This window comes from Paraliobacillus sp. JSM ZJ581 (genome assembly GCF_044383835.1).
In the GTDB taxonomy this organism is placed as follows: Bacteria; Bacillota; Bacilli; order Bacillales; family Amphibacillaceae; genus Paraliobacillus.
In genome coordinates this window covers 105,655-132,285 of sequence record NZ_JBISEP010000004.1, presented here as the reverse complement: position 1 = coordinate 132,285, position 26,631 = coordinate 105,655, and the positions used below count along the sequence as shown (strand labels likewise).

Annotated in this window: 32 protein-coding genes; 4 read left to right on the top strand and 28 right to left on the bottom strand. The window is 34.5% G+C overall.

Annotation, left to right across the window (positions count from 1 at the left end; translation table 11 throughout):
* Positions 1 to 118: 118 nt before the first annotated feature.
* Positions 119 to 229, top strand: coding sequence for a YjcZ family sporulation protein (locus ACH6CY_RS04370; protein WP_374066046.1), 111 nt, complete (start codon positions 119 to 121; stop codon positions 227 to 229).
* A 90-nt stretch (positions 230 to 319) separates the two neighbouring features.
* Here the strand turns inward: ACH6CY_RS04370 and ACH6CY_RS04365 are convergent, their stop codons facing one another.
* The 6 genes from ACH6CY_RS04365 to ACH6CY_RS04340 form a co-directional block, all read right to left on the bottom strand.
* Positions 320 to 1,972: a glycerol-3-phosphate dehydrogenase/oxidase gene (locus ACH6CY_RS04365; protein WP_374066045.1), complete on the bottom strand. Its 1,653-nt coding sequence runs from the start codon at positions 1,970 to 1,972 to the stop codon at positions 320 to 322.
* Positions 1,973 to 1,999: 27 nt separating this feature from the next.
* A complete protein-coding gene (glpK, locus tag ACH6CY_RS04360; RefSeq protein WP_374066044.1) occupies positions 2,000 to 3,490 on the bottom strand; it encodes a glycerol kinase GlpK in 1,491 nt (496 codons plus the stop codon).
* Positions 3,491 to 3,516: 26 nt separating this feature from the next.
* Positions 3,517 to 4,359: an MIP/aquaporin family protein gene (locus ACH6CY_RS04355; RefSeq protein ID WP_374066043.1), complete on the bottom strand. Its 843-nt coding sequence runs from the start codon at positions 4,357 to 4,359 to the stop codon at positions 3,517 to 3,519.
* 293 nt (positions 4,360 to 4,652) lie between these two features.
* On the bottom strand, positions 4,653 to 5,189 hold the full coding sequence (locus ACH6CY_RS04350; protein WP_374066042.1) for a glycerol-3-phosphate responsive antiterminator: 537 nt from the start codon (positions 5,187 to 5,189) through the stop codon (positions 4,653 to 4,655).
* A gap of 692 nt (positions 5,190 to 5,881) precedes the next feature.
* Positions 5,882 to 6,337, bottom strand: coding sequence for a Dps family protein (locus ACH6CY_RS04345; protein ID WP_374066041.1), 456 nt, complete (start codon positions 6,335 to 6,337; stop codon positions 5,882 to 5,884).
* Positions 6,338 to 6,402: 65 nt separating this feature from the next.
* A complete protein-coding gene (locus tag ACH6CY_RS04340; protein ID WP_374066040.1) occupies positions 6,403 to 6,909 on the bottom strand; it encodes a methylated-DNA--[protein]-cysteine S-methyltransferase in 507 nt (168 codons plus the stop codon).
* Positions 6,910 to 7,018: 109 nt separating this feature from the next.
* On the opposite strand from ACH6CY_RS04340, the gene ACH6CY_RS04335 reads away from it, so the two are divergent.
* Both ACH6CY_RS04335 and ACH6CY_RS04330 read left to right on the top strand, forming a co-directional pair.
* On the top strand, positions 7,019 to 7,741 hold the full coding sequence (locus ACH6CY_RS04335; RefSeq protein WP_374066039.1) for an ABC transporter ATP-binding protein: 723 nt from the start codon (positions 7,019 to 7,021) through the stop codon (positions 7,739 to 7,741).
* Positions 7,741 to 8,496, top strand: coding sequence for an ABC transporter permease (locus ACH6CY_RS04330; RefSeq protein WP_374066038.1), 756 nt, complete (start codon positions 7,741 to 7,743; stop codon positions 8,494 to 8,496). The genes ACH6CY_RS04335 and ACH6CY_RS04330 overlap by 1 nt, the downstream gene beginning before the upstream one ends.
* 129 nt (positions 8,497 to 8,625) lie before the next feature.
* On the opposite strand, the gene ACH6CY_RS04325 is transcribed toward ACH6CY_RS04330, so the two are convergent.
* The 20 genes from ACH6CY_RS04325 to ACH6CY_RS04230 form a co-directional block, all read right to left on the bottom strand.
* On the bottom strand, positions 8,626 to 9,213 hold the full coding sequence (locus tag ACH6CY_RS04325) for a redoxin domain-containing protein (protein ID WP_374066037.1): 588 nt from the start codon (positions 9,211 to 9,213) through the stop codon (positions 8,626 to 8,628).
* Positions 9,214 to 9,225: 12 nt separating this feature from the next.
* Positions 9,226 to 9,969 carry a cytochrome c biogenesis CcdA family protein gene (locus ACH6CY_RS04320; RefSeq protein ID WP_374066036.1) on the bottom strand — a complete coding sequence of 248 codons (744 nt, stop codon included), beginning with the start codon at positions 9,967 to 9,969 and terminating at the stop codon, positions 9,226 to 9,228.
* 2 nt (positions 9,970 to 9,971) lie between these two features.
* A complete protein-coding gene (locus tag ACH6CY_RS04315; RefSeq protein WP_374066035.1) occupies positions 9,972 to 10,628 on the bottom strand; it encodes a hypothetical protein in 657 nt (218 codons plus the stop codon).
* A 16-nt stretch (positions 10,629 to 10,644) separates the two neighbouring features.
* Positions 10,645 to 11,223 (bottom strand): class I SAM-dependent methyltransferase, encoded by a 579-nt coding sequence (locus tag ACH6CY_RS04310; RefSeq protein ID WP_374066034.1) that lies wholly within the window; start codon positions 11,221 to 11,223, stop codon positions 10,645 to 10,647.
* A 130-nt stretch (positions 11,224 to 11,353) separates the two neighbouring features.
* A complete protein-coding gene (locus ACH6CY_RS04305; protein ID WP_374066033.1) occupies positions 11,354 to 11,737 on the bottom strand; it encodes a DUF302 domain-containing protein in 384 nt (127 codons plus the stop codon).
* A gap of 30 nt (positions 11,738 to 11,767) precedes the next feature.
* Entirely contained in the window at positions 11,768 to 11,998 is a 231-nt protein-coding gene (locus ACH6CY_RS04300) for a sulfurtransferase TusA family protein (protein ID WP_374066032.1), read from the bottom strand.
* 36 nt (positions 11,999 to 12,034) lie between these two features.
* Complete coding sequence (locus ACH6CY_RS04295) at positions 12,035 to 12,331, bottom strand: rhodanese-like domain-containing protein (RefSeq protein WP_374066031.1); 297 nt, start codon at positions 12,329 to 12,331, stop codon at positions 12,035 to 12,037.
* A 15-nt stretch (positions 12,332 to 12,346) separates the two neighbouring features.
* Complete coding sequence (locus tag ACH6CY_RS04290) at positions 12,347 to 12,826, bottom strand: DsrE/DsrF/DrsH-like family protein (protein ID WP_374066030.1); 480 nt, start codon at positions 12,824 to 12,826, stop codon at positions 12,347 to 12,349.
* Between the two features lie 69 nt (positions 12,827 to 12,895).
* Positions 12,896 to 13,681: a sulfite exporter TauE/SafE family protein gene (locus ACH6CY_RS04285; protein WP_374066029.1), complete on the bottom strand. Its 786-nt coding sequence runs from the start codon at positions 13,679 to 13,681 to the stop codon at positions 12,896 to 12,898.
* A gap of 79 nt (positions 13,682 to 13,760) precedes the next feature.
* Positions 13,761 to 14,888: an MBL fold metallo-hydrolase gene (locus ACH6CY_RS04280; protein ID WP_374066028.1), complete on the bottom strand. Its 1,128-nt coding sequence runs from the start codon at positions 14,886 to 14,888 to the stop codon at positions 13,761 to 13,763.
* 94 nt (positions 14,889 to 14,982) lie between these two features.
* Complete coding sequence (locus tag ACH6CY_RS04275) at positions 14,983 to 15,219, bottom strand: glutaredoxin family protein (RefSeq protein ID WP_374066027.1); 237 nt, start codon at positions 15,217 to 15,219, stop codon at positions 14,983 to 14,985.
* Positions 15,220 to 15,431: 212 nt separating this feature from the next.
* The gene (locus ACH6CY_RS04270) at positions 15,432 to 15,542 is read right to left on the bottom strand and encodes an SHOCT domain-containing protein (protein ID WP_374066026.1); all 111 of its coding nucleotides are present in this window, start codon (positions 15,540 to 15,542) and stop codon (positions 15,432 to 15,434) included.
* 828 nt (positions 15,543 to 16,370) lie between these two features.
* On the bottom strand, positions 16,371 to 16,724 hold the full coding sequence (gene mnhG, locus ACH6CY_RS04265) for a monovalent cation/H(+) antiporter subunit G (RefSeq protein ID WP_374066025.1): 354 nt from the start codon (positions 16,722 to 16,724) through the stop codon (positions 16,371 to 16,373).
* Positions 16,705 to 16,986, bottom strand: coding sequence for a Na(+)/H(+) antiporter subunit F1 (locus tag ACH6CY_RS04260; RefSeq protein ID WP_374066024.1), 282 nt, complete (start codon positions 16,984 to 16,986; stop codon positions 16,705 to 16,707). Before ACH6CY_RS04260 ends, mnhG begins: the two co-directional genes overlap by 20 nt.
* A complete protein-coding gene (locus tag ACH6CY_RS04255) occupies positions 16,986 to 17,462 on the bottom strand; it encodes a Na+/H+ antiporter subunit E (protein WP_374066023.1) in 477 nt (158 codons plus the stop codon). Before ACH6CY_RS04255 ends, ACH6CY_RS04260 begins: the two co-directional genes overlap by 1 nt.
* Before the next feature lie 93 nt (positions 17,463 to 17,555).
* The gene (locus ACH6CY_RS04250; protein ID WP_374066022.1) at positions 17,556 to 19,046 is read right to left on the bottom strand and encodes a Na+/H+ antiporter subunit D; all 1,491 of its coding nucleotides are present in this window, start codon (positions 19,044 to 19,046) and stop codon (positions 17,556 to 17,558) included.
* Complete coding sequence (locus ACH6CY_RS04245) at positions 19,039 to 19,377, bottom strand: Na(+)/H(+) antiporter subunit C (protein WP_374066021.1); 339 nt, start codon at positions 19,375 to 19,377, stop codon at positions 19,039 to 19,041. The genes ACH6CY_RS04250 and ACH6CY_RS04245 overlap by 8 nt, the downstream gene beginning before the upstream one ends.
* Entirely contained in the window at positions 19,377 to 19,799 is a 423-nt protein-coding gene (locus ACH6CY_RS04240; RefSeq protein WP_374066020.1) for a Na(+)/H(+) antiporter subunit B, read from the bottom strand. The genes ACH6CY_RS04245 and ACH6CY_RS04240 overlap by 1 nt, the downstream gene beginning before the upstream one ends.
* Complete coding sequence (locus tag ACH6CY_RS04235) at positions 19,800 to 22,217, bottom strand: Na+/H+ antiporter subunit A (RefSeq protein WP_374066019.1); 2,418 nt, start codon at positions 22,215 to 22,217, stop codon at positions 19,800 to 19,802. It abuts the gene before it with no gap.
* 287 nt (positions 22,218 to 22,504) lie between these two features.
* On the bottom strand, positions 22,505 to 24,202 hold the full coding sequence (locus ACH6CY_RS04230; RefSeq protein WP_374066018.1) for a methyl-accepting chemotaxis protein: 1,698 nt from the start codon (positions 24,200 to 24,202) through the stop codon (positions 22,505 to 22,507).
* A 149-nt stretch (positions 24,203 to 24,351) separates the two neighbouring features.
* On the opposite strand from ACH6CY_RS04230, the gene ACH6CY_RS04225 reads away from it, so the two are divergent.
* Positions 24,352 to 24,687, top strand: a complete 336-nt coding sequence (locus tag ACH6CY_RS04225) for a thioredoxin family protein (protein ID WP_374066017.1) — start codon at positions 24,352 to 24,354, stop codon at positions 24,685 to 24,687.
* Positions 24,688 to 24,733: 46 nt separating this feature from the next.
* Here ACH6CY_RS04225 and ACH6CY_RS04220 read toward each other — a convergent pair whose 3' ends face one another.
* Together ACH6CY_RS04220 and wrbA are read right to left on the bottom strand one after the other, a co-directional pair.
* Positions 24,734 to 25,441: a CBS domain-containing protein gene (locus ACH6CY_RS04220; RefSeq protein WP_374066067.1), complete on the bottom strand. Its 708-nt coding sequence runs from the start codon at positions 25,439 to 25,441 to the stop codon at positions 24,734 to 24,736.
* Between the two features lie 465 nt (positions 25,442 to 25,906).
* Positions 25,907 to 26,506, bottom strand: a complete 600-nt coding sequence (gene wrbA, locus ACH6CY_RS04215) for an NAD(P)H:quinone oxidoreductase (RefSeq protein WP_374066016.1) — start codon at positions 26,504 to 26,506, stop codon at positions 25,907 to 25,909.
* Positions 26,507 to 26,631: the final 125 nt, after the last annotated feature.

The following is a 26,631-nucleotide window of genomic DNA, read 5'->3' as shown; positions in this document are numbered from 1 at the left end:
TTCATGTTAAAAAATCACGAAGCCAGCGGCAAATTCCTTAAATATAGACATACGCCCGCAACACAGACAAACGTTTTACATAGATTATAGTAATTAAGACAGTAAGGTGGTGAAAAATATGGGTTACTATGGCGGTTGTTACCCTCCACAAGGTGGTTATGGTGGTGGGTTTGCGTTAATTGTTGTTTTATTTATTTTGTTAATAATTGTCGGTGCATCTTTTTATTAAGCCCTATAATGCAAAATAGTGGCAAAGATTCTTTTCTTTGCCACTTCTTTTTTCTTATAATAAGATTTATGATTAAGTAATCATTTATGTTCACATCGCATGAGCTGCTTCGTATATCAACTGCTCCAATTCTTTTTTATATTGCTTAGTAGTTTGATCAGACCAGCCATGGATTGTGCTCATCTTATCAATCACTGCTTGTTTCTGTCGTTTCACCCAGGTAATATCGAAGAACAAGGCACCTGTACGACGGATGAAAAAGTCAGCTGGTTTGCAAACTGCTTCCTGTTCAATACTGTAATGTAGCATAGCGGAAGTAACAGGATCTAAACTATCTTCTTGTTTCAATGATCGTTTATAATAATCAAAAAACACGGGTGTATTAGACCCATATCGTTGGACGATCATCTCTGCTTGATCACTTGTAAGTCCAAGCTCTTTTCCTATAGTAATTTGTGTTTGCTTATACTCCACAAAACCCGCCGATCCTTTCACATTACCACCTGATATAGGAAGACGCTTCGTATCACTTTTATCAAACATAATCCCCTTTTCTTTAGCTATTTTATCACAAATAACAGCTACTACATCTTCTGCCATTTTGCGATAGCCTGTCAACTTTCCACCGGCAATTGATACGAGCCCAGTATCCGATTCGAAAATTTCATCCTTTCGTGATATTTCTGAAGGACCTTTTCCTTCTTCTGCTATTAATGGACGCAATCCCGCCCAACTTGACTCTACATCATCTACTGTTATTCTTTGACCAGGGAACATAAATGCAATGGAATCTAATACATAATCACGATCAGATTGCGTTACAGTTGGATGAGCAATATTCCCATCATAAACAGTATCCGTTGTACCAACGTAAACTTTTCCTTCTCTTGGAATTGCAAATACCATCCGATTATCTGGAGTATCAAAATAAATAGCTTGTTGTAGCGGAAAACGTGACTGATCAAAAACAAGGTGAATGCCTTTCGTTAGTTTTAACGTCTTTCCTTTTTTCGACTGGTTTTTTTCTCGAATCTCATCAACCCAAGGACCAGCAGCATTAACAACATACTCTGCATCAATCTCATATGCTTTATCAGTCAATTGATCAATAACTGTTACACCGCTAACACGTTCATCTTGATACAACAAATTAGATACTTTTGAATAATTTAATGCAAGGGCACCTTTTTCCACTGCTTTTTTCATTACTTCTATCGTTAATCGAGCATCATCTGTCCGATATTCGACATAATAACCCGCACCCTTTAACCCTTCTTTTTTTAAGGTAGGTTCATACTGTAACACCTCTTCCTGGCTTAGCATTTTTCTACGCTCTGCTTTTTTTACACCTGCCAAAAAATCATACACTCGTAAACCAATATTCGTCGAAAAGGGCCCGAATGTACCTCCTTTATAAAATGGTAGCATCATCCACTCTGGTGTCGTCACATGCGGCCCATTTTCATAAACAATTTCTCGTTCCTTACCAACTTCCGCCACCATTTTCACTTCAAATTGTTTTAAATAGCGTAATCCCCCGTGAACGAGCTTAGTAGAACGACTAGATGTTCCTGCAGCAAAATCCTGCATCTCAAGAAGCGCTACCTTCAACCCTCTAGTAACAGCATCAAGCGCGATACCCGCACCTGTGATACCACCACCAATAATAATTAAATCTAATTTTTCTGTTTTCATTTGACGATAGATTTCTTTGCGATCTTCTTCTATGCTTGAGAAGGTCATATATTTGTCCTCCTTCACCTTATATGATTACTTAAATGCTCTTGTTGCATTCACTGCTTTTTTCCATCCAGTGTACAAAGTTGACCTTTCTTGTTCTGTCATCTTATTTTCAAATTTCTTATCAACTTTCCACTGCTCAGTTATTTTTTCTTTGTTATCCCAATAATTCACTGCTAGACCAGCTAAATATGCAGCCCCCAATGCAGTTGTTTCGGTTACCTTTGGTCGTTCAACAGGTACATTTAATACATCACTTTGGAATTGCATTAAAAAATTATTTGCAACCATTCCACCATCCACTCGAAGTGTTTTGACCTCCATACCAGAATCCTCAATCATTGCAAGTAATACATCTTTTGTTTGATAGGCAATCGATTCTAATGTTCCTCGAATAAAGTGTTCCTTCGTTGTACCACGTGTTAGTCCAAACACCGCTCCACGTGCATCACTATCCCAATAAGGTGTACCTAGACCAACAAATGCCGGAACAAAATACACCCCCTCTGTTGATTGCACACGGGTTGCATAATCCTCTGATTCACTTGCTTTATTAAACAATCGTAATCCATCCTCTAACCATTTGATTGCAGAACCCGCAACAAAAATACTACCTTCTACTGCATAATTAACTTCACCATCTACACTACATGCTAATGTAGTTAGAAGACCATGGTCTGACTTAACTGGTTCATTCCCTGTATGCATTAACATAAAGCATCCAGTACCATACGTATTTTTCACCATTCCCTTTTCAAAACACGCTTGTCCAAATAATGCTGCTTGCTGATCCCCTGCAGCACCAGCAATCGGTACATTTTCTCCAAAGAAGTGATAAGCGACTGTTTCCCCATATATTTCGGATGATGATTTTACTTCTGGCAACATGCTTTTTGGTATTCCTAAAATATCTAATAACTCTTGATCCCACTTTAAATCATATATATTGTACATAAGTGTCCTTGAAGCATTAGAGTAATCGGTAACATGAACTTGGTTCCCAGTTAACTTATAAATAAGCCATGTATCTATCGTCCCAAACAACAGTTTACCTTGTTCTGCTTTTTCACGAGCACCTTCTACATGATCTAATATCCACTTCACTTTTGTACCTGAGAAGTAAGGGTCAATTAGCAAACCGGTCTTATTACGAAATGTATCTTGATAACCAGCTTCTCGCAAATCTCGACATATGTCTTCCGTTTGTCTTGACTGCCAAACAATTGCTTTATAAACAGGCTTACCTGTCTCCTTATCCCAAACAACTGTTGTTTCACGTTGATTCGTTATGCCGATTCCTGCTATTTGTTTTGGATCGATATCTGCTTTTCTTAAAACTTCTACAATACAAGATAACACAGATGTCCAGATTTCATTCGCATCATGTTCCACCCAACCAGATTGAGGAAAGAATTGTTCAAATTCTCGTTGACCGGTTTCAACCATTTCGCCCTTCTGATTAAAAATAATTGCTCTTGAACTAGTTGTCCCCTGATCAATTGATAACATATATTTTTCCATAATACTTCCTCCCAAAAAATCATATTTTATATTGCTTCTTCTTTCGATGATAGGTTAACTGATTTAGCAGCTTCCTTATGATTATTTATCTCTTTGAATAAGGCTATAGCAAATATTATTACCACGACAAACGACATGATCCAAAACAACTCTGTAATCTCACCAATAAATACAGCATTATAAAAAACAGCACCATAAACCCCACCAACAATCGGGCCTAAAATAGGGATCCATGCATATCTCCAATTCGACGAGCTTTTCCCGAATATAGGAAGAACAGCATGTGCAATGCGGGGGCCTAAATCTCTTGCTGGATTGATCGCATAACCCGTCGTTCCCCCAAGCGACATCCCAATCGCGACAATCAGTAACCCAACAATCGCAGGATTTAATCCTTCTGTAAACTGATTAGCTCCGATAAATAGTAGTCCCATCACCAATACAAATGTTCCAATCATTTCACTTACAAAATTAGCTGATGTGCTTTTTACCGCTGGATCGGTTGCAAATACAGCTAGTTTCGCATTTTTATCCTCTGTTTCTCTCCAATGTGGCAAATAGTGAAAGAATACAATAACGCCACCAATGAAAGCACCTATTACTTGTGCAACAATATACATCGGAACTTTTTGCCAAGGAAACTCACCGATAGCCGCGAATCCTAAAGTTACTGCTGGGTTAATGTGTGCACCAGAAATATTCCCAACTGCGTACACACCCATCGCAACAGCTAAGCCCCAACCGATAGTGATAAGTACCCAACCAGATCCTTCTGCTTTAGATTTCTTTAAGACAGTACCACCAACAACACCACCACCGAAAATAATAAGTATCATTGTTCCAATTAATTCAGCGATAAATTCCGACATTCTCATCCACCCCTCTGTCCATTTTAAAACCAACCCATCAGCCATACAATCGTATTTAATCAGTGCAATAAAAAACAAAAATCCACATAGCTGTGACATACTACTTCCTAGGAAAGTATGCTACAAGCTGTGTGGACTCCAGATCTCCTGCACTTTTTTAACTTGTTGGTTTAAATAGTATAATAAAATGAAAGCGTTGTCAATAATTTCACTTGTATTTTTGAAAAATTTCTTTGATTTGAGCATAAAAATCCCCTTAAATAATGCTTCACTATAAACACACCTATTTTCACCTATAATAACTGTTTATGCGATGTTGTAACCGCAATAGCTCCTATATCAAGGGCTTCTCTTACTTGTTGCGCATTCTTAATTAAACCACCCGCTATAACTGGAACTTTTGTTTGATCAATAATTTCACCTATTATTGTAGGTATAATACCTGGTAATACTTCAATATAATCTGGTTTCGACTTTTCAATTAGCTTAATATTATTTGCAACGGCAGAACTATCAATAGCAAAAAATCGCTGAATTGCTAGAATATTATATTTCTTAGCTAGTGCAATAACATTTGCTCTCGTGGATATTACACCATCTATTTTAACAAGACGGACTAAAAACTCCATACCATAAGCATCCACCTTTAATCCATTGATTAAATCAGCATGAACGAGCACTTGTTTATTATGCTTCTTTGCATGTCGAACTAACTGAGGCAATTGAGAAATTCTAGTTTCTAGCAAAACTATAATTTGATGATTACTATCTATGATACACTCATAATCTTTCATGTTTCGAATTGCTGGTATGACTCCTTGTATTTTCATATATAGTCTCCTTTGGCTATGTTTTAGAATATTACATTTCTCTAACATCCGCTGTATATTAAGTGCTAGATTCATTTAGAGTGTTAATATTAAAACAGATGCATTTGTACGTCAGACTTAATTATTATGATAAAAAAACTACTTACTAGCTATATAGTATGTGAATTAAAATGAAAAAAGCAAGTAAAAAGGGGGGATAACCGAACAAAGAGACTATATAGTTACAAAATTTCAAAGAACAGCATCTACCTAAAAATCAACCTCTAAAGAGCGGAATTGCTGTTAAAAATAATATTAGAATGAAGATGTAATATCCATAAATAAAGGAATTATTAGATGAAATCCTTTAGGTAAAGTCATAAGGTTTTAATCGATTACTAAATTTTCATGCTTCAAAATAAACACAACTGTAGATATAGTCTTTATTTTGCGAAGATGATAAATCTCGTATATTTCTACTGCCTACTTGACAGGGGCACGCTTTCAGACATAGAAAACTCCCTCTAAGGAAACAGATTTTATTTTTTAGCCTGTTTACTTTAGAGGGAGCATATCAGTGGTGTAAGTTACTATTGTCGTTATGTTTATTTAATTATAGATAATTTTTATCCTTGAAATTAGTTTTCAATCTAATTTTCAGAGGGCGCAGCTCAAAATCATTCAAATATTTTATACATATGCTACTTATATATTTATTTTCCTAAGTAAGCAGTTAACATCCATAATGTTTGATCTACTTCTGTTTTATAACCAATCAATAAATCTTCTGTCACATTATCTTCAGCTTCTCCTGCTAAATCAATACCTTTTACTAAATCAGCTTGAATTGTTTGATAATCTTCTACAACCATTTTCACCATTTCATCTGATGAAACTTCTTCTTTATATGGTGTTTCAGTAATAGTGGAATGCTCCAAAAATTCAACAAGTGTGGAATATGGCTTTCCTCCGACTGTAAGTAAACGTTCTGCAAACTCATCAAATTTTTCATTCACATCATCATACAACTCTTCAAATTTTTCATGCAACACAAAGAAGTTTGGGCCTTTTACATACCAATGATGTTGATGCAGCTTGGTAAAAAACACCCCATGTGTTGCTACCAGTTGATTTAAATGATTCTTTAATGCTTCGTTAGATTTTGTCATTACATTCACTCCTGTTTTAATAATTATTAGTTTATAATTATTATAAACTAATAACAGAGATTTGTCTAGCTCATTGCTTCAAGTTTTAATAACTTTTTCTTTAACCTTATTCCCGATCTAAAACCAGTTAAACTTCCATCTTTACCCATCACTCGATGACATGGAATGACTATTAATAATGGATTGCTTGCAACTGCATTGGCAACAGCTCGAATAGCTTTCAGCCGATTAATTTGCATTGCAAGCGCACTGTAATTTGTTGTTTCTCCATAAGGTATCAACTGAAGCGCTTTCCAAACTTGTTTTTGAAAAACTGTACCACTGACATCAACGGATAAAGAAAACACTGTCACTTCGCCATTAAAATATGCCGTTAAATTATTTGAGTAAACAGCCATCTCTTTCGGATCATGCTTTAATATAAATGTAGGATAAAATTTCCTCTTCCATTTATCCCAAAAATCTTTATCTGTATCAGATAATCCCACATAACATAAACCTCTTTCAGAAGCTACCAATAAGAACATATCATTGTCTTTACTGATATAGTCATAGTACAATATATTTGCCATATTCACACCTCTAAAAATCTTTTGTTTGTATTATATCATCTTGGGTCGGTTATTGTATTATAAGAGCAACATTAATTATTAATGAACTATATTTGAAAGCAGGTATAGAATGAACAATATCGCGATTAGTTGCAATCATGTATCTTATAAAAAAGAGAAAGAACATATCTTAACAAATATTTCCGGGGAAATTAATAAAGGAACTATTACTACATTTGTTGGTCCTTCTGGTGCAGGAAAGACTACTTTTTTTAAATTGCTGAATGGATTACTAACACCTTCTGAAGGCTCAATCCAAATCAACGGAAAACAAATTGAGCATTATTCTCCCGTTTATTTACGCAAAACAGTCGGGATTGCCCTTCAAGAAGCAACTATGACAAATGCTACCGTTAGAGAAAATCTAATGCTTCCATTTCAATTGAGTAACAAAAACTTTAATGATTCATTAGCTAGTCAACTGTTAAATCAAGTCGGACTACCTGAAGACATATTACGAAAACACATTAATGATCTATCTGGAGGTCAACGTCAAAAGTTATCAATTGCTCGTACTTTAGTGAATGAGCCGAGTATTCTTTTACTAGATGAGATCACTTCATCATTAGATCGTCAATCACAAGTTAGTATCGAATCGTTAATTAAAAAAATAAATAGAACGTATGGAACGACAATTTTATGGATCACTCACAATTTACAGCAAGCAATGACTGTAGGACATGATACATGGGTAATGATGAATGGAGAAGTTGTTGAAAAAGGATCAAGCAAACTGTTAAAAAGTCCTAAAACAGAACGCGTGCGAACATTTGTTCAAGGAGGGGATGAATAATGAGCTATTTTACTCTGAGCCTTACTTTGATTTTTGTACTTATTCCATTTATATTATCTAAAACATTACAGCTACAACTAGAAAAAGATATTATTATCGCTACGGTTCGGTCAATTATTCAATTGCTTGTTGTTGGTTATATACTTCAATATGTATTTAAAGTAAACCATCCTATATTTATTATCGTGATGATCAGTTTAATGATCGGGGCAGCAACACAAAACACACGGAAAAAAGGGATGTATATCAAAGGAGTCACTTGGAAATTAATTCTCACCTTTACAATGATTGAGTTATTAACACAAAGTATTTTATTAGGCTTATCCATTACACCAGCTACACCGCAATACATCATTCCTATTAGTGGAATGGTTATTGGTAATGCAATGGTACTTTCTATTCTTTTTCTTAATCGCTTTGTCGATGAAATCTCAGATAAAGAAGACCAAATTGAACTTTATCTATCGCTTGGAGCAACACCAAAGCAAGCAATTCATCGTCATTTAATGACCTCCATTAAAGCGAGTACTGTACCAACGATTGAAAAGCAGAAAACTATTGGATTAGTGCAATTACCCGGAATGATGAGCGGACAAATTATTGCAGGAGCTGAGCCGATACAAGCGGTACAGTTTCAGTTATTAATTCTCTTTTTATTATTAACTACAGCTGTTCTAACAAGTATCATTCTCGGTTTTTTATCCTACCCAACATTGTTCAATGATCGAATGCAATTAAATTTTAAGAAAAAATAAAAACTAAGCTGAGACCAAATTTTTTCCAACTAAATGATTCACTCTAAATAAGAACACGAATTATAATTATTTATTGAATTATAATTCGTGTTCTATTGCTTGTTATTTAGTTATGTTACAAGCTCTTTTTTACTGCATGTTTTCTAACGCTTGTTCCATTTGCTCTTGATTGAGTGGGCCAAAGGATTTTTTCTGAATTACTCCCTTTGTATCAATCATATATGTGGTAGGTATTGGTCGAATACCATATGTAAGTGCGACTTCATTTCCTCTATCTAGTAATATGGAGAATGTTAATCCAAACGAATCAACAAAATCAACAACATCTTGTTCTGTTGTCTCAGTATCAATTAAGTTTACTGCCAAAATTTCTACATCATTTCCTTCAAAAAAGTTCTGCATTGCCGGCATTTCCGCTCGACACGGCGGGCACCATGTTGCCCAAAAATTCAACATCACTTTTTTTCCACGATAATTTGAAAGTGTAGCTTTTTCACCGGAAAGTGTTTCTAATGTAAAATCCGGTGCTATATTCCCGACATTTAACCCAATTTCTTTCTCAGTAGATTGATCATTATTACTGGATTCATTCTGATCAATTAATTCTGTATCACTAGTTGCTTGATAATCTTGCTCTTTATCAGCTTCATACACTAAATCATAAATAGCCCAACCGAACATTCCTGTTATAACAATTATAATAATCGCTCGCTTCATCATACACACCACCTATCCAAGATTTGAAAACCAAGTGCCTTGCACTGCTCGCAATAAAAAGTTTGATATACGTGCTATTTGACCGGTAAACAATAATACACCGAATACAATCATAATTGCACCGCCAATTTTCGTTATTTGATTACTATATCGAACTAGCCATTTTGCATATCCTAAGAAAAAAGTCAAGATTAGAAAAGGCAATGCAAACCCTATAATGTAAAAAATGGTATAAACTGCTCCTTCAGAAGGATTCGTACCTGCAATAACAAGGATAGATGCAAAGATTGGCCCAATACAAGGCGTCCACCCAGCAGCAAATCCGATTCCCACAAAGAAAGTTCCTAATAACCCCATCGGTTTACGCTTCGTTCGCAACCTTTTTTCCTTCATTAATGCTGGGACTGTAATCCATCCTCCAATAACTAGTCCCATAAATAGTACAAATATACCGGCTATTCGTTGGATAAACAAACCGGATTCACCAGATAGTAATCCTTGAATCCATTGACCGAGTAATGAAACGCCAATACCCAAACCAAGGAACACTAAAGAAACACCTAATAGAAAAAACACAGAATGGATTAATAAACGTAGTTGTACTTTTCTTTGTCTTTCTTCTTGAATTTCTTTAACACTAATTCCCGTTATATAAGATAAATAGACAGGAAAAATCGGTAACGTACAAGGTGATAAAAAAGAAAGAACACCAGCAAATAATGCTAACCATATCGTGATATCAGTAATTGGTTCCATCGCTATTCCCTACCTTTCCTTATAAAAAATAATAGTAATCCTAATACTATTAATAAAAAATAAAACCAGCTATGTAGTGGAAAGGTGAACAAGAACATTGTACTAAAGAAAGATAAAGCTAGTTTTATACTCCCAAAAATAATGATCATTACACCTACTATAGACTGTTCTTTCATTTTTGCTTGAAATAATATCCACATCATAAGCAATAAGAAATGCACACTTAACTCTATTAAAGAAACATCCATTCTCAATAGTAAAAGTTGTCCTATTAAAAAACTAAAAGAAGACATTAAAAATACAATAAAGAAACTTAAAGACATAGTAGTGAATGATTTATTTTTAACTTTAACCGTATAGCCCATATATGCAAGTAAACCTACAAAAGCAATGTAAAACGAGGTTGAATTACTCGGGAAGGCTAAAACGGCAATAGGATCGTCTAAAAAAAGTGACCAATTGAGTAAAATTTTACTGCCAATTAACGTTAAAATAAAACTAAGTAGCATACTCGTTACTTGATCTAAATAACCACTTTTTTCTTTTTTATCAATAGAACTAGTAAACCAAAAAAATATAACACCTATTACAAAACTTACTACTAAAATAAGTAACGAGGTTTTTAGTACAAACGATCCGATCATAATTGCTTCTGGCATAAGAAAAACTCCTTTACTATTTGCGTTGGGCAATTACGATATAATTGCTTTCATTTATTGATTTAGAAGCGATGTTCTCAAAGTGGTTTTCTTGCAATAATTTTTCTAAGGTAGAAGAAGGTATTCGTATTTCTAATGGAGGGCCTGATTCTGTTTCTTTTGCTTCAAATTCCACAACCATTACTTTCCCACCTTGTTTTGTCACACGTGCTATTTCTTTTATTGTTGTTTGAAGATCATCTACTTCATGTAAAACAAATGCTGCCATTACCTTGTCTATCATTTCGTCTTCTAAAGGTATCACATTTAAATTACTTATTAATTCATTAATATTATTTATAGATTGATTTAATGCAGATTCTTTTAGTTGCTGCATCATTTTAGGTTCAATATCAATTGCATAAACACTATTTTTTGTTTGTTTTGCTAAAGGGATAGTGAAAAAGCCAGCACCAGAACCGAGGTCAGCTACTACATCGGATGCTTTAACAGACAGTGTATCAATCAGTTTTTCGGGTTGGAGTAATTGATGTCGTTCAGTTGACATTAGCTTATTTACTTGCTTTGGATTAAAACGTTTATGTGAATGTTCCATATATTTCTTTCTCCTCTCATCATAGTTACTCACACTTTATACCACTAAGGGTATCAAGTCAACAGTAATGCTAATCTATTAACAAAAAAACTACTTTAGTCTTAAAAACTAAAGTAGTTTTATTAAAGAATTATTTACTTTTATCCAGAACGCCAATTAAACGCTCTTCTATTTCTTTTGCTTTACCATTTAGAGATGGGTCGTTTACAAGTTGAATTAATTCTGTTGGTCTTGGCATACCTACTTTAGTTTGATCCCCGTCCTTATAAACAACAAGCTTACAAGGTAAGAAATAACCAACCATTTGATTTTCATGTAACATGTCATATGCTTCTTTTGGATTACAAACCTCTAAAATAAGATACGGTTGATTAAAGTCAAAACCTTTATTATCCAGTGTATCCTTTACATCAAATTCCCATAGAATACCGAATTTCTCTTCTTTTAAATTTGTTTCCAATGATTGAACCAACATTTCAATTGTTTTATCAGAAGTTACAGTATAATGAAACACTTTATCAACTCCTAACTATAAGCTTTTTAATTATTCACCTTTTTTTACCCAGAACTTAATTACGCCATCTTCTTCAACATCTTTCAAAATTTCATGTCCACCTGATTTAGCCCATGCTGTTAAATCACTTTTTGAACCTTGATCAGTTGTGTGAATTTCTAAAATATCTCCTGTTTGCAAATCAGCGATTGCTTTCTTTGTTCTAACAATTGGCATTGGGCATGCTAATCCTTTTGCATCTAATACTTTTGTTGCTTCCATTTCAAAATCCTCCATTTAATAAATAATAATATTTTTTTACTTAACTTCTTCAGTCCATGCAAGCATTCCACCAGTTACATTTGTTACATCATAGCCTTGTGACTGTAAAAAGCTACATGCATTTCCACTTCTTCCGCCTGAACGACAAATTAAATAGTAATGCTCATTTTTATCTAATTCGTTTACACGTGTTTCTATTTCACCTAACGGAATGTGTTTAGCTTCAGGAATCTTACCTTCAGCTACTTCAAAATCCTCACGAACATCGATAATATTAACATTTTCTTTTTGTTGCAATTTTTCTGCTAATGCATCAGCACTTATTTCTTTCATTGTTACCCCCCTATATTAAATAAATAGATTAACGTTGCCGTCTTCTGCGTCACCAATATATGCTGCAACGCCACCATATTCAATTTCATCTAATAATTCTTCTTTTTGTAAGCCTAATAAATCCATTGTCATTGTGCAAGCAATAAGCTTCACATCTTGCTCCCTTGCCATATCTACTAACGTAGGCAATTCCATCGCATTATGCTTTTTCATTACTTTGTTAATCATCAATTTACCCAAACCGAAGAAATTCATTTTTGATAGCCCCATTTTTGCTGTACCCTTAGGCATCATTTTACCAAACATAGATTCAAGTAAACCTTTTTTAACTGGTTGATGATTATCTTTTCGCAATGCATTTAGTCCCCAAAAGGTGTGAAAAATAGTAACCTCATGATCGTAAGCTGCTGCGCCATTTGCAATTATATATGCAGCCATTGCCTTATCATAATCTCCACTAAATAAAACAATCGTTGTTTTTTTCTTTTCTGCCATTATAATTCCTCCTACATGTTACATTATACACAACATACCATTACCTGTACAGGTATTTAAATTATTTTTTTAACTTATTATATCTAGCCAAATTTTCACTGCTGTCAAAGCAATTAACAGCGCTAGCGTTGTTTGAAGAATTTTCGTATTCATTTTTTTCCCCACCTGTGCTCCTAAAGGTGAGGCGATGAGGCTAGCAATGATCATAATGATCGCTGGTATATACGCTACTTGACCTGTTGTTATTTTTCCAATTGTTGAACCTATGGAAGAAATAAACGTAATGGCTAATGAAGATGCAATCGTCATTCTTGTCGGTATTTTTAATACAACAAGCATAATTGGAACTAATAAAAATGCTCCAGCAGCTCCTACAATACCTGCTCCAATTCCTACAATAAATGCTAAACTAGCAGCAATTGGCTTATTATAAGAAACTTGATCTAACGGGGTATCATCTACCCCTTTTTTAGGAATAAACATCATGCCAGCTGCCAACAATGCAAGTATTCCATAAACAAAGTTGATTGATGTTTCAGGCATGAATTTTGAACCATAACCACCAATTAAGCTACCTAATAAAATCGAGATACCCATGTATAAAATTAATGATTTGTTTAGATAGCCACCTTTACGATAAGCCCACACCCCACCAATCGTGGCAAAAAAGACTTGAACCGCACTAATCCCTGATACTTCGTGGGCAGAAAATGCCACTAACCCAAATAGTGGGGGAATATATAATAGCATTGGATACTTGATAATTGAACCGCCTATACCTAGCATACCCGAAAGAAATGAACCTATAAAACCAATTAGAAATACTATTACGACAAATCCAATCGTTATCTCCATCTTTTATTCACTCCTATACCCGTTACCTTAATGTTAGAGAAGAGACAACACATCCTCTTCTCTAACGCAGTTATTTGTACTACCTTACTGCACAACGGTTAGGACCAATTTCCATTTCGCGTTGTTTGTCTGTATCTGGTGTGATCTTACCCATGTTTGTCTCGCGAATTTCTTGGTGCGCATTTGGCTGGGGTGGTAGATTTTCTGTTACCATTTGACGAAATGTTTTTTCATTATCTACATTTAAACCATGATTCTCATTAAATAGGTCTCCTAGTTTTTTACCAACTGTTCCATCCTCATTTAATTCATCAATAATCATAAAGTGTGCTGGTAATACCATTAATTCATTTGAAAGCTGTTTATATTTGGAATACAAACTATTTCTTAAATCTCCAACCCAATCTTCTGCTTTTCCTGCAAGGTCAGGTCGACCAATAGAATCGATAAACAATATATCACCCGTTAATAAGTAAGTATCATCAATAATAAAAGAAGTTGATCCAATTGTATGACCTGGTGTGTATAAAGCCTGTATATCAATTGTTGATGTACCTACTTGAATTAGTTGACTATCTTCTAAAGGCTCAAATGAGTAAGTTACTTCTGTTGCATCTTTTGGTGGTAACCAATAAAGAGCACCTGTTTTTTCTGCAATTAAACGACCTCCAGAAATATGATCTGCATGTAAATGTGTATCTAAAACATGCTTTATTGTTACATTTTTTTCTTTGGCAAAATCAATGAAAACATCTGCCATCCTAACCGGATCAATAACAGCTGCTTCTCCATCTGAAATCACCATATAAGAGAGACAACCTTTTCCAATACGAACAAATTGGTATAGCTCCCCACCACCATTCAAGTCTTCTACTTTTACTGGCTCTAAATGTTCACTCCACGCTTTCATTCCACCTTCAAGGTAAAAAACATCTAATCCTTTTTCTAATAGCATTTCTGCAACCATTACCGAAGAGCCTTCCTTAGCACAAACAACTAAAATATCTTTATCTCTAGGTAACTTCTCTAAAATATCTTCTACTCCATCAATTAATTCAAAATATGGAATATTTAAATACTCAAATTGATGTCCTTCTATTTTCCAATCTTCAAAAGCGTCTTGATTTCTCACATCTAAAATAAATAATTTTTCATTGTTAATAATTTTTTTTGTTACTTGACCTGGTGTCATTGCTTTCATAGTCATCATGCATCCTCCTTTATATACTTATCAAACACTTTTGTTTATTATTCACCCATAAAAGTAGGTGCGTGTACAACATGTACTAGCACCTAATCGATTAATTACTTTTCAATGCGTCCATAATTTGGTTTGGGTCAAACCCTACAACCCATTTTCCATTCACTTCCGTTTGAGGGACGCCCATTTGACCTGTTGATTCAACAACATAGCGCATTGCTTCTGGTTTTTTTTCAACATTGACCTCTTCAAAGTGAATGTTTTGATCTGACAAATAATTTTTTAACATAACACAATAAGGACATGAAGTCGTTGTGTACACTTTCATTTGATTCATTTGATAATCCTCCATTTAAATAGTTTTAATACCTATACGGGTATAAAGATGCCTAAAAAATAAACTGTTTTAAACAGCTTGCTTTAAATATATACCCCGATAGGTATTTTGTCAAGAGGTAAAACTCAAATAATTTATGCCCAATCAAATAAATAACATTACTATATTAGATAATATACTATCATCAAGAATGAAAAAGCTATAAAAGTGGTCTATTCGTCTAATTTATTTTTTAAACGCTCGTACTCTTCTTCTGAAATTTCTCCTTCTGCTAGTCGGAGTTTTAAAATATTTAAGGGCTTATTTGTTTGCGTTTTTTTCAAATGAGCCTGATTTCAACACCAATATGAGCAAAAAAATTAAGTTCTCTGTAAAATGTGGTGGTGTGATTTTCACTCCACGATCTCTTTTATTAAACTTATATTATAAATAATGTTTAACAGACATTTTCACTAGTTTTACTTTCAAGAGTGTTTATTAAATCCATTGTATTGAACACTTGGACGAATATTCTGGCCCAAATGAACGATAAACTCGATTTTTCGAATACTCCACCCGATTTTTTGGTCTCAAACGATCGATAAACTCGATTTTTCGAACACTCCACCCCATTTTCTGGGCCCAAACGATCGATAAACTCGATTTATCAAACACATCACACAATTTTCTGGGCCCAAACGATCGATAAACTCGATTTTTCGAACACATCACACAATTTTCTGGTCTCAAACGATCGATAAACTCGATTTATCAAACACTCCACCCGATTTTCTGGGCCCAAACGATCGATAAACTCGATTTTTCGAACACTCCTCCCGATTTTCTAGCCTCAAACGATCGATAAACTCGATTTATCGAACACTCCTGCTCTGTTTTCGCTACGAATGATTGAAACCCAATTTAATAGACACTCTTACACCATTACTTTACCAAGTTAGCTGAGGCCGTGCCCGCGGAAAGCAAGCCTATTTCCGCAGCGCAACAAAAATTATTCCTCTTCTTTTATAGATGTTAAGTAAAAATTTCACCATCACTTCAATGTTAAATTTAAAAATGACGTTAGTGAGTTTTTTACTCACTAACGTCATATATTGTACAACCAAAAAAAACTGCTTAAAAAGTTGCTATAACTATTTAAGCAGTTTTTGCTATTACTGAGATTCATTTGTTTGTTTTTTCATATCTTCTTTAAGGTCATCTCGAACACTATTATCCCAAATTCGCACACCAGCATGATAGGCTGATCTTGCCATCATAAAGCCACCAATTGGTGCAGTAATAAATACAAAAACAATTGTAAGAATAACTTTACCACTCACTTGACCATGTGTATATGCAAAAAAGATAAAGAGGCCAATCATTGAGCCAATAACTCCAAACGTCGATGCTTTCGTTGCAGCATTTACTCTTGTATAAGTGTCTGGCAAACGAATAATTGCAACAGCACCTAGCAATGTAAATAATGCACCAACTAAAACAAAAAAACTAATCACTATCTCGGTCAATGACAACCCCTCCTTCCATATATTTAGATAATGCTACTGTCCCAACGAACGATAAAATCCCTATTACAAGTAAAATTTCCGTATAAATAAGTGTATTTTGAATGATCATAAGCATTCCAACGAATCCAATCATCGTTATGCCTAACAAATCTAGTGCTACAATGCGATCAAACATCGTTGGTCCTTTTATCATTCGAACAAAACAGAGGAGAATAGCAACCGATAATATAATTAACACTATCCAAGCAACCGTATCAAGCATTAATCAGTCACCTCCGAAATTCCTTTTTCAAATGTTTCTTTTATTCCTGCAATAACAGCCTCTTTATTATCAATATCAAGTGTATGGATGTACAATACTTTTTGATCATCTGAAAAAGACATGACGAGTGTACCTGGTGTCAACGTAATTAAACTGGCAAGTAATGTCACTTCAATACCAGATTTTAATTCAGTTGGATATGCAATAATACCAGGTTTAGCAGTCATTTTAGGAGATAATACAATTTTAGCTACATTTATATTTGCAATGATCATCTCTTTGATAAAAACTACTACTAATTTAGCAAAAGCAACTACCTTGGAAAAATAAATATCCACTTTAAGGAAGCTTCGGAACAGATATAATAATACTACACCAAGAAAGTATCCTACTAAAAATGTTCCAAATGAATATTCGTTAGATAATAACATCCAAATAAGAGCTAAACTTAAGTTTAATAAAATTTGCAAAGCCATAGCACTACCCCTTTATTAGAAAAGCCCAGCATTTCAGTATATAAATGATGATGAAAGCTTTTTTGTATTACAAATTTTTTTCGATTGATTTACTTATTTACCTAATACAGCCTGGATATAATTTGCTGGATCAAGAATTTGGTCAGCAACTCCTAAAGAATAAGTAAAAATGGGTTCTGCAAGAATTCCTAAACCTATTGTCAATACTACTAACGGTATAATAGGTCTTAGTAATCCAAACATTTCTTTTTTATCAATATCTTCTTCTTTAATTATTGGCTCACGCCAGAAAGCGTACATAAATATTTTCATCATGGAGAAGAGAGTTAACACACCTACTACAAGTGCTACAGCTACAATGAAATAATCTTGTTCTCTTATAGCTGCCAATATTAATGCAAACTTACTAAAGAAACCACTTAATGGTGGTATACCAGCTAAAGACATAGCAGATATGAAGAATAACCAGCCGAGCCATGGGTGTGTTTTTAATAATCCACCCATTTTCTTCAAATCTGTTGTCCCGGTAATTTTTTCTGTTGCACCCGCAAAAAGAAATAAAGCTGATTTTACAATAATATGGTGGGCTATGTAATAGATTGCACCTGCAATCGCTAGTGGAGAAAAGACACCTAGCCCCATCACCATGTATCCAACCTGACTAATAATGTGATACGATAAGATGCGTTTGAAGTCAAATTGTGACACAGCTCCTAATACGCCAAAGAACATCGTTGCAGCTGCTAAAAATAAAATAATAGTATGTGTAAAAGATGGATTATGAACAAAAATTAAAGTGAATGTTCGGATAATCGCATAAATACCGACCTTCGTTAACAATCCACCAAATAGTGCAGATATCGCAGCTGGTGGGCCGTAATATGATTTCGGCAGCCAAAAGTATAAAGGAAACAATGCACCTTTTGCACCAAAGACAAACAAGAAAATAATCGCAATACCATTTAGAATACCTTCTTGACCAAGTGCAGCGACACGCTCACCTAAATGTGCCATATTCAACGTTCCAGTAGTAGCGTATAGATATGCTAAAGCGACAAGGAAGAATGCAGAAGCAACCATATTCATTACTACATATTTAAAAGATTCTCGTAATTGATAGCCAGTTCCACCATGCACAATCAAAACATAAGATGAAATTAGCATTACTTCAAAGAATACAAATAGATTAAATAAATCTCCTGTCAAAAATGCACCATTCACACCTGTAAGCAAATAAAAGTAGAAAGGGTAGAAGTAAAATTTTTCACGGTCACTATGAATCGTTTTAAAAGCGAAAAATAAACAAACCGCTCCTACAATACTTGATAAGATAACCATCATAGTAGCGAACATATCTGCTACTAATACAATGCCAAACGGTGCTGGCCAGTCTCCAACTTCTAAACTAATTATTTGATCTGGAGATTGATATACAGCATATGCTAAATAGAGAGCGATGCCCAATAACACTAAGCTACTGACCCCTGCTATTATTCGTTGAATCCTATGTTTTTTTGCTAGAAAAATCAATATAGTTCCGATGAACATCGGTAATAATATTGGTAGCGTTAAAAAGTTACTCATCTGATCTTCCCCTTAATTGATCTAAATCATCTGTCTGATGTACTTTATACGTTCGATAGGTCATTACTAATAATAACGCAGTCATACCAAAGCTTATAACAATTGCAGTTAATATTAACGCTTGGGGTAAAGGATCTGTATAGCTAGCAGCTTCTTCACCTAACAATGGCGCAGACCCTCCGCCTAAACCACCCATCGTCAAAATAAGGAGGTGTGCACCATGGGATAGTAATACTGTTCCAAGTACAACTCGAAATAAGCTTTTCGTTAATATTAAATACGTTGCAACCGAGAACAAGATACCAATTAAAACAGCAATCAAAATTTCCATTACGCATCATCCTCCGCAATCGTTGTAATAATCAGTAAAGCAACTCCAATTACGACGATGAATACACCAATATCAAATACCAATGCAGTCGTTAACTCAACCTCTCCTAAGATTGGTAAAGTTGCATACTTAAAAAACTGAGTTAGGAACGGGTAACCAAAAAACACACTGCTTACTCCAGTTCCCATCGCTAGTATTAAACCAGTAGCTATAAAATAAGGATAATAAAATGGGAGCACCGATTTAATCGTCTTTAAATCGAAACTGATATATAAAAGAACAATGGATGCTGCCGCCATTAATGCACCAATAAATCCTCCCCCAGGATTATTATGACCCGCAAACAATAAATATATGGAAAAGGAAAGAATGATAAAAACTGCAATTCGAGCAATAGTATGCAACGATAGATTATTCTTCATTTATACATCTTCCTTTCCGTTCATTCTTAATTTGATTAAAGTTACAACACCTAGTGCCGCGATACCTAGCACAAGGATTTCCAACATTGTATCCATTCCACGAAAATCAACTAAAATAACGTTAACGACGTTATCACCGCCACCGAGGTCATGTGAATTTTCAATGAAGTAATTAGAAATAGCCTCAAATGGTTTTTTATTTCCAAATTCCATTGCACTAAGTGCCATCGTTGTTACCAATGAACCCACGCCTAAAGAAATGAACACATTCACCCATTTAAAAGTTGGCTTGGACTTCTCTTTTCGCAACTCTGGCAAATGATAAAAACATAACAAGAATAATGCTGTTGTTACTGTTTCGACAAGCAATTGGGTTAATGCAAGATCGGGCGCATGGAACATAACGAAGAATAACGCAACGAGAAAACCTACAAACCCAACAGAGATAATCGCTGCAACACGATTGTTAATGAATGGCACTACAAGTGCAGCAGCAGCGATTACGCCTACAAGTAGCCATACGTAGATCGGTATCGGCGCAACATTTGCTGTATCAATAGCAAATGCATTGAAATGATATAACGTATAGAATCCTAAAGCAATTAAGAATACATTCATGTAAACGAAGTAATCACGAAGTAACCCTGTCATTTGAAAATTGGTTACTTTAGCTGAACCCGAAACTAATTTGTCTAAGAAACCGTCATATATATAATTAATCGGATCTTTTTTATGCAAACGTAAAAACGCATAGATCTTTTTCCATTTAGCTAATGTTAAATACATCACTATACCAACTGCAATAATAGTAAGCGTCATGTACAATGGTGGAAAATTAAAACCATGCCACGCCTTAATATGAATATCAAAGTTGTCTATTCCAGTTAATGATGCAGGATAGATTGCCTTCACTGCTGGTTCGATAATCGTATTTGATAGTACATTTGGGAAAAAACCAAAAAATACAACAAGGCTTGCTAATATAATCGGTGGTATTAACATACCAATAGGTGCTTCGTGTGGTTTTTTCTCCAGTTTTTCTGGTTGATAATTTCCTCTAAACGTTTTAAATACAAGTATCATACTATAAACAAATGTGAATACACTTGCAACCCATGCAATGACTGGGAATAACACCCCAAGCGACTGCATATTGAAGCTAGTAATATCTGTTGCATGCAACATGCTTTCTAAGAACATTTCCTTACTCAAGAACCCATTGAACGGATAAATTCCTGCCATGGAAAAGGCACCGATAACGGCAATCGTGAACGTAATCGGCATAAAAGTCATTAATCCACCAAGTTTCCGAATATCTCTTGTTCCCGTTTCATGGTCGACAATACCTGCAACCATGAACAAACTACCCTTAAAGGTAGAATGGTTAATCAAATGGAAAACCGCAGCTATCGTCGCAGCAGTAAATCCAGCTTTATAGCCATAAAAGGCTGCGGCAGATCCTACACCGAGCATACTCATTATCATACCTAGTTGGCTAATTGTTGAATAAGCTAAGATTGATTTTAAATCTGTTTGTCGTACGGCATTAAAGGATCCCCATAGTAATGTGAACAACCCAAATCCTGAGACAAGCCAAAACCACTCAGATGAACCAGAAAACACAGGACTTAGACGAGCAACCAAATAAATACCTGCCTTCACCATCGTGGCAGAGTGTAGATAAGCACTTACGGGTGTCGGGGCCTCCATTGCATCAGGTAACCAAATATGAAACGGAAACTGTGCTGATTTTGTAAATGCACCTGCTAAGACTAACAACATTGCAGGAACGAATAAGCTGCTTTCAGCAACAACACTAGCTTGTGCAATGATCTCAGTTATAGTAAATGTGCCAGTCATTACATAAAGTAAAGAAAAACCAGCAAGCATTGCAAAACCGCCTGAGACTGTAATTAACATCGACTTTTGAGCACCATAACGAGATTTTTCCCGATCGTACCAATATCCGATGAGTAACGCTGACGAAAGGCTAGTTAGCTCCCAAAACACATATAAAACCATTAAGTTCCCAGAAAGAACTACACCTAACATTGCTCCCATAAACATTAATAAGTAAAAATAAAAATTATGTAGTGATTCTTTGTTTTTATCCAGGTAGAAGATAGAATATAAAACAACTAAGACACCAATACCAGTGATTAATAATGCAAATAATAATGCTAAACCATCTAAATGGATATTGAAATTAATCCCTAAAGACGGGACCCAATTCAGAAGATGTGTTACTACCCCACCATCTGCCATTGTTGGAATAAATGTAAATAAATAAACAAATAACACAGTCGGTAAAACTAGCACGAACCACCCCGTATGAATGGTTGAAATTTTTTTATAAAAAAACGGGATTATTAGCGCAAATAAAAAAGGGGCTATAATTGCTATATGTAAGAATGACAAGAACCCATACCTCCTCAAAAATTAAAAACCTTATTCTACCGTTATACACTACACACACATAGTTTTATTACAAATAACATGCAAGCACAATAAAATTATACATGAATTAATTTTTAGCCGCAATTAAGATAGTCTTATCTTGCTAACCTTTTATCAAACTATTCATATAGGTAGAAATGCAGAAAAAAATAATTTTAAATTTTTTATGACACTTTTGTCTTTGCAAATAAATACGATTTATTTGCATAAGTAAAATCCGACCATCTGATCGGATTTTACTTACTAAATTAAAGTTTGAATTTTTTGACTAGTAGTTTTAACTGTTCTGCTAATTTTGCTAGTTTATTAGAATTATTCGCAACTTCTTCCATCGAACTGCTAGTTTCTTGTATAGATGCTGCAGTTTGTTCAATTCCAGCTGCCGATTCTTCCGAAACAGAAGCTATATCTTCTAATCCACTACTCATTTGTTCACTGTTATTGTTAATATCAGACAGATTGCTCGATATATCTTTAATTTCCGATGCTAGTGTCTGTAATTCAGTATCAATTTGCTCGAAAATACCACCCGTATTTACAACTTGGTTCATTCCTGTTTCCACTTCTTTATGTCCACCTTCTAATGATGTGGTCACTTGGTCTGTTTCTGTTTGAACGGTTGTTACAATCCGAGTAATGTCTGTTACAGAGTTAGCTACTTGTTCTGCTAGCTTTCTCACTTCATCAGCAACTACAGCAAAACCTTGACCATGTTCCCCAGCACGCGCTGCCTCAATGGCTGCATTTAGCGCTAGTAAATTCGTTTGCTCCGCTACATCTTTAATTACATTGACTAGTTTTGTAATCTCTTTTGATTGCTCGTCTAACCCTTTCACTTGGGTCACAGCATCTGAAACTACTTGATAAATTTTAGCCATTTGTTGAATGGAACTATCCATTTCTTGTTTCCCATTAAACACTAAATCTGTCATTGTTTTAGAAGAATGATAAATATTTTCGCCTTTCTTATTCGCTTCGGTAATTTTTTGTGCAAACTCACTCATAGAAGTAGAGATATCACTTGTTGTATTCGCTTGAGATTCTGAACCTCTCGAAAGTTCTTCCATAGTAACAGCAACTTGTTCACTTGCTTCTTTCACTTGATCAGATGATTGTGTTAATTGATCACTTTGAGTAGAGACAGTATTTGAAACAGATTGAATTTCACTAACAATTTCTTTTATTTTAGCTTGCATACTATTCATTGCATCTACAAGCTCTGCAACTTCATCTCTTGTATGTATTTCTAGCGGTTCGTCTTGTAAATCACCAGATGCAATGCTTACCATCCGCTCTTTCACTTTTTTAATTGGCTTTGTAATAATACGTGCAACATACATCCCTGTTGCTATTGCAGCAAATAATATGAGAACGGCAACTACAAACCCAACTAAGTTAACCATTTCAAAGCTTTTTAAAATTCCATTTGCATTTGATACAATAATATCTTCTCTTTCATCTATATGTTTTTTGAAATCGGCCATAATTTCTTGTGCTACAGGCTCTGCTGTGTTCTTTAAATAATTAGCTGCTTTTTCTTCGTTACCTCTCTTATATTCAGCAAACACGTTTCTTTCTAATTGTTGTTGCCATTCAGCTGATGCCTCAGCAAGTTGATTCAATTCTTTCAAACTTGAATCCTTTGCGATTTCTTCTTCTATCTTTTTGCTTGCCTCGGTAATTTCATTAAATCGTTCTAGATAACTAGAATCGCCATATAATACATATCCCCTAGCTAAACCGATACGCTCATTAACATTAAATACTAACTCTTCATCAGTTAGTAATGTTTGTAAATCTTGTTCTGTCATACCTTCTATACTCGATTCCATCTTATAATTGGTTATAATAGTAAATGTGCTATACCCTAAAATAAGTAGAACTAAAAATAGAAAACCAACTAATATCTTTGTACGTAAAGATTTAAACTGTATAAGCTTCTTCATGTATGTATCTCCTTACAATAAAATTTCATTTCTATACTTATATCGACTTTTTCCAAAAAATATTAATAGCTGTTTAGTTTAAAATAGTATGAAAAATAATTTAAATATGATTTAATTGTAATAATGATAACATTTTGAGGTGAATTTTCATGACTGCTTTTACCAAAATCAAATCGATGGAGCAACTAAATACATTTATTCAAGCAAACGATGTTTCTCTCGTTTATATTTCAAAAAAGCAATGCAGTGTGTGTCATAGCTTATTGCCGCAAATTGAAACAATTATGGAAAAGTACCCTAAGATTTCAACTACACAAGTTAGTGCTGACGCAGTTCCTGAAGTTGCAGGTGCTTTCTCTATCTTCACGGTACCAGTTATATTAGTTTTTGTTGAAGGAAAAGAATATTATCGTGGAGCAAGAATCGTACCATTAAAACCATTTGAAGAAAAAATAAAACAATTATACGTTGGATATTATGAATGATTACACGCTAGAGTAAACAACTTATCTCTCATGTATCACCGCTAGCTTATGGTATATGAATTAAATCATTTGTCGTGACCATTCCTAATAATTGTTCTGTTTGCTTCCCTGTTTCTGTAATTAGTAAAGCATCCAATCGTTTTTTGTGTTTTAATTGCTTAAGAAATATATCTTCTGCTTCATAAATTGTCATTTGTTGATTGATGAACACATAATTCCTTACATCTCGATCACTTTTAATTAGATCCAATATTTGAGTGTTCAATAGTGTTTCAAAAGTTTTATTTGTGTTTCTAGCTAACCATTGAGTTATCTGTTTATCTGTTAGTAAACCAACAAATTGCTCGTTGCGATAAACTGGGAATTGTGAATAACTAGTTTGTTTAATACTATGTAATACTTTCTCAAACGTATCCCTTCCATCTAGCATATATAAATGTTTTGAAAAAGTCGGAATGACCAATTTTGGAGCAGTAAGTTCTTGAGCAATTTTTTCAATTTGCATCACAATTTGATCATGAGGTTCTGCAATAGCATAATGTGTCTCTGTTCTTTCGTGGATAATTGCATTACGCAATTCTGAAAACTCCAGCAAATCATCCTTGTACCTTTGTACTACTGAATTCGTATGACGTAAACGTTGGACAGCACGATAAAAGGGTATGTATTTTTTTTCAGCTATTTCTTTATCAAAAAACTTTTCTATTTTATTAAACGCAATAATAAAACGATCTGCATTTGTCAAATTAACCACTCCTAGCTTCAACTACTATATATTCTACCAAATACGAGGACTAAAATAGAACTTTTTTAAAAAAAGTTCTATTTATTACAACATGGAAAAAGATCGATAAATAAATACTGGTCGACCTTTTTCTAGTTATTCTACCAAACACGCTTATTCTTTCGCAAGATCGCCTCTTCCATGTTTTAATTTCAAATTTTAATAGGGATTTATGAAATATCTCATTACATTTTCAAAAAGGCACTACATGTTGGATTATAAAAAAAGGCTAGGACAAAACAACATTTCTAAAGAGAAAATCCGAACATTTATTTTAATGTAGCAGAACAAACGCCGCTGTGGAAATGCACTCCCTTTCCGCAGCTAAATGGTTGCTCCAAACAAATAGACGAATTTTAATTCTTCTTTTCAGAATTAAAATTCGTCTTTTGATAATCACCTTTTACTTATGTCCCAGTCTCTTTTTAAAAATTTCTATCCATTTACTATTTTTTTAGTTGTTTGTACTAATCGTTTTGCCTGATGTTTGACAGCCGCTTCAGCATCCTCGACCATCTTTCCATCTTGCCCTTGAGTAACACTTGTTCCATAAGGATTACCACCTACAGCAAAAACAGACTGATCAGAATAGCCTGGAGGTACAATGATTGCACCCCAATGCATCAGCGAGGTATACAAATTAAGTAATGTTGCTTCTTGACCACCATGTGAATTAGAAGCGGAAGTCATCGCAGTTACTACTTTATTCACTGTTTTTCCAGAAGCCCAAAGTCCTCCTTGTGAATCAATTACTGATTTCATTTGGGACGGTATACTACCAAATCTAGTTGGAACACTAAAGATAATACCATCAGCCCACTCAAGATCATCAGAAGTTACTTCAGGAACATCTTTTGTAGCTTCAATATGCGCTTTCCATGCTTCGTTCGATGCAACAGCTGCTTCCGGAGCATTCTCAGGTGCACGAACTAGCCGAACCTCTGCACCAGCTTCTTTTGCTGCTTCTTCCGCCCAATTTGCTAATTGATAATTAATTCCTGTTGAACTGTAATATACAACTGCTACTTTTACCATAATATATCTCTCCTTTGTTTTTTATCATTAGACTACTTAACCTAATAACCCAAATCGAGTAGTATTGCACTTATTATCTCGACTTCTAAATAAATAATACTAAATAAATATCTCAGTTTCAAGAT

Excerpts from the sequence above, each read along its gene's own strand:
- ACH6CY_RS04250 (WP_374066022.1), bottom strand. The coding sequence starts at position 19,046 with ATGAGTAACTTTTTAACGCTACCAATATTATTACCGATGTTCATCGGA.
- ACH6CY_RS04275 (WP_374066027.1), bottom strand. The coding sequence starts at position 15,219 with ATGAATCAAATGAAAGTGTACACAACGACTTCATGTCCTTATTGTGTT.
- ACH6CY_RS04335 (WP_374066039.1), top strand. The coding sequence starts at position 7,019 with ATGAACAATATCGCGATTAGTTGCAATCATGTATCTTATAAAAAAGAG.
- ACH6CY_RS04225 (WP_374066017.1), top strand. The coding sequence starts at position 24,352 with ATGACTGCTTTTACCAAAATCAAATCGATGGAGCAACTAAATACATTT.
- ACH6CY_RS04260 (WP_374066024.1), bottom strand. The coding sequence starts at position 16,986 with ATGCTTGATACGGTTGCTTGGATAGTGTTAATTATATTATCGGTTGCT.
- wrbA (WP_374066016.1), bottom strand. The coding sequence starts at position 26,506 with ATGGTAAAAGTAGCAGTTGTATATTACAGTTCAACAGGAATTAATTAT.
- ACH6CY_RS04310 (WP_374066034.1), bottom strand. The coding sequence starts at position 11,223 with ATGGAACATTCACATAAACGTTTTAATCCAAAGCAAGTAAATAAGCTA.
- ACH6CY_RS04240 (WP_374066020.1), bottom strand. The coding sequence starts at position 19,799 with ATGAAGAATAATCTATCGTTGCATACTATTGCTCGAATTGCAGTTTTT.
- ACH6CY_RS04345 (WP_374066041.1), bottom strand. The coding sequence starts at position 6,337 with ATGACAAAATCTAACGAAGCATTAAAGAATCATTTAAATCAACTGGTA.
- ACH6CY_RS04370 (WP_374066046.1), top strand. The coding sequence starts at position 119 with ATGGGTTACTATGGCGGTTGTTACCCTCCACAAGGTGGTTATGGTGGT.
- ACH6CY_RS04255 (WP_374066023.1), bottom strand. The coding sequence starts at position 17,462 with ATGGCTTTGCAAATTTTATTAAACTTAAGTTTAGCTCTTATTTGGATG.
- ACH6CY_RS04365 (WP_374066045.1), bottom strand. The coding sequence starts at position 1,972 with ATGACCTTCTCAAGCATAGAAGAAGATCGCAAAGAAATCTATCGTCAA.
- ACH6CY_RS04280 (WP_374066028.1), bottom strand. The coding sequence starts at position 14,888 with ATGACTATGAAAGCAATGACACCAGGTCAAGTAACAAAAAAAATTATT.
- ACH6CY_RS04340 (WP_374066040.1), bottom strand. The coding sequence starts at position 6,909 with ATGGCAAATATATTGTACTATGACTATATCAGTAAAGACAATGATATG.
- ACH6CY_RS04315 (WP_374066035.1), bottom strand. The coding sequence starts at position 10,628 with ATGCCAGAAGCAATTATGATCGGATCGTTTGTACTAAAAACCTCGTTA.
- glpK (WP_374066044.1), bottom strand. The coding sequence starts at position 3,490 with ATGGAAAAATATATGTTATCAATTGATCAGGGGACAACTAGTTCAAGA.
- ACH6CY_RS04320 (WP_374066036.1), bottom strand. The coding sequence starts at position 9,969 with ATGGAACCAATTACTGATATCACGATATGGTTAGCATTATTTGCTGGT.
- ACH6CY_RS04330 (WP_374066038.1), top strand. The coding sequence starts at position 7,741 with ATGAGCTATTTTACTCTGAGCCTTACTTTGATTTTTGTACTTATTCCA.
- ACH6CY_RS04325 (WP_374066037.1), bottom strand. The coding sequence starts at position 9,213 with ATGAAGCGAGCGATTATTATAATTGTTATAACAGGAATGTTCGGTTGG.
- ACH6CY_RS04350 (WP_374066042.1), bottom strand. The coding sequence starts at position 5,189 with ATGAAAATACAAGGAGTCATACCAGCAATTCGAAACATGAAAGATTAT.
- ACH6CY_RS04295 (WP_374066031.1), bottom strand. The coding sequence starts at position 12,331 with ATGAAAGAAATAAGTGCTGATGCATTAGCAGAAAAATTGCAACAAAAA.
- ACH6CY_RS04245 (WP_374066021.1), bottom strand. The coding sequence starts at position 19,377 with ATGGAAATTTTGATTGCTGTTTTAATTGGTATCTTGTTCTCGGTTGCA.
- ACH6CY_RS04290 (WP_374066030.1), bottom strand. The coding sequence starts at position 12,826 with ATGGCAGAAAAGAAAAAAACAACGATTGTTTTATTTAGTGGAGATTAT.
- ACH6CY_RS04355 (WP_374066043.1), bottom strand. The coding sequence starts at position 4,359 with ATGTCGGAATTTATCGCTGAATTAATTGGAACAATGATACTTATTATT.
- ACH6CY_RS04230 (WP_374066018.1), bottom strand. The coding sequence starts at position 24,202 with ATGAAGAAGCTTATACAGTTTAAATCTTTACGTACAAAGATATTAGTT.
- ACH6CY_RS04285 (WP_374066029.1), bottom strand. The coding sequence starts at position 13,681 with ATGGAGATAACGATTGGATTTGTCGTAATAGTATTTCTAATTGGTTTT.
- ACH6CY_RS04300 (WP_374066032.1), bottom strand. The coding sequence starts at position 11,998 with ATGGAAGCAACAAAAGTATTAGATGCAAAAGGATTAGCATGCCCAATG.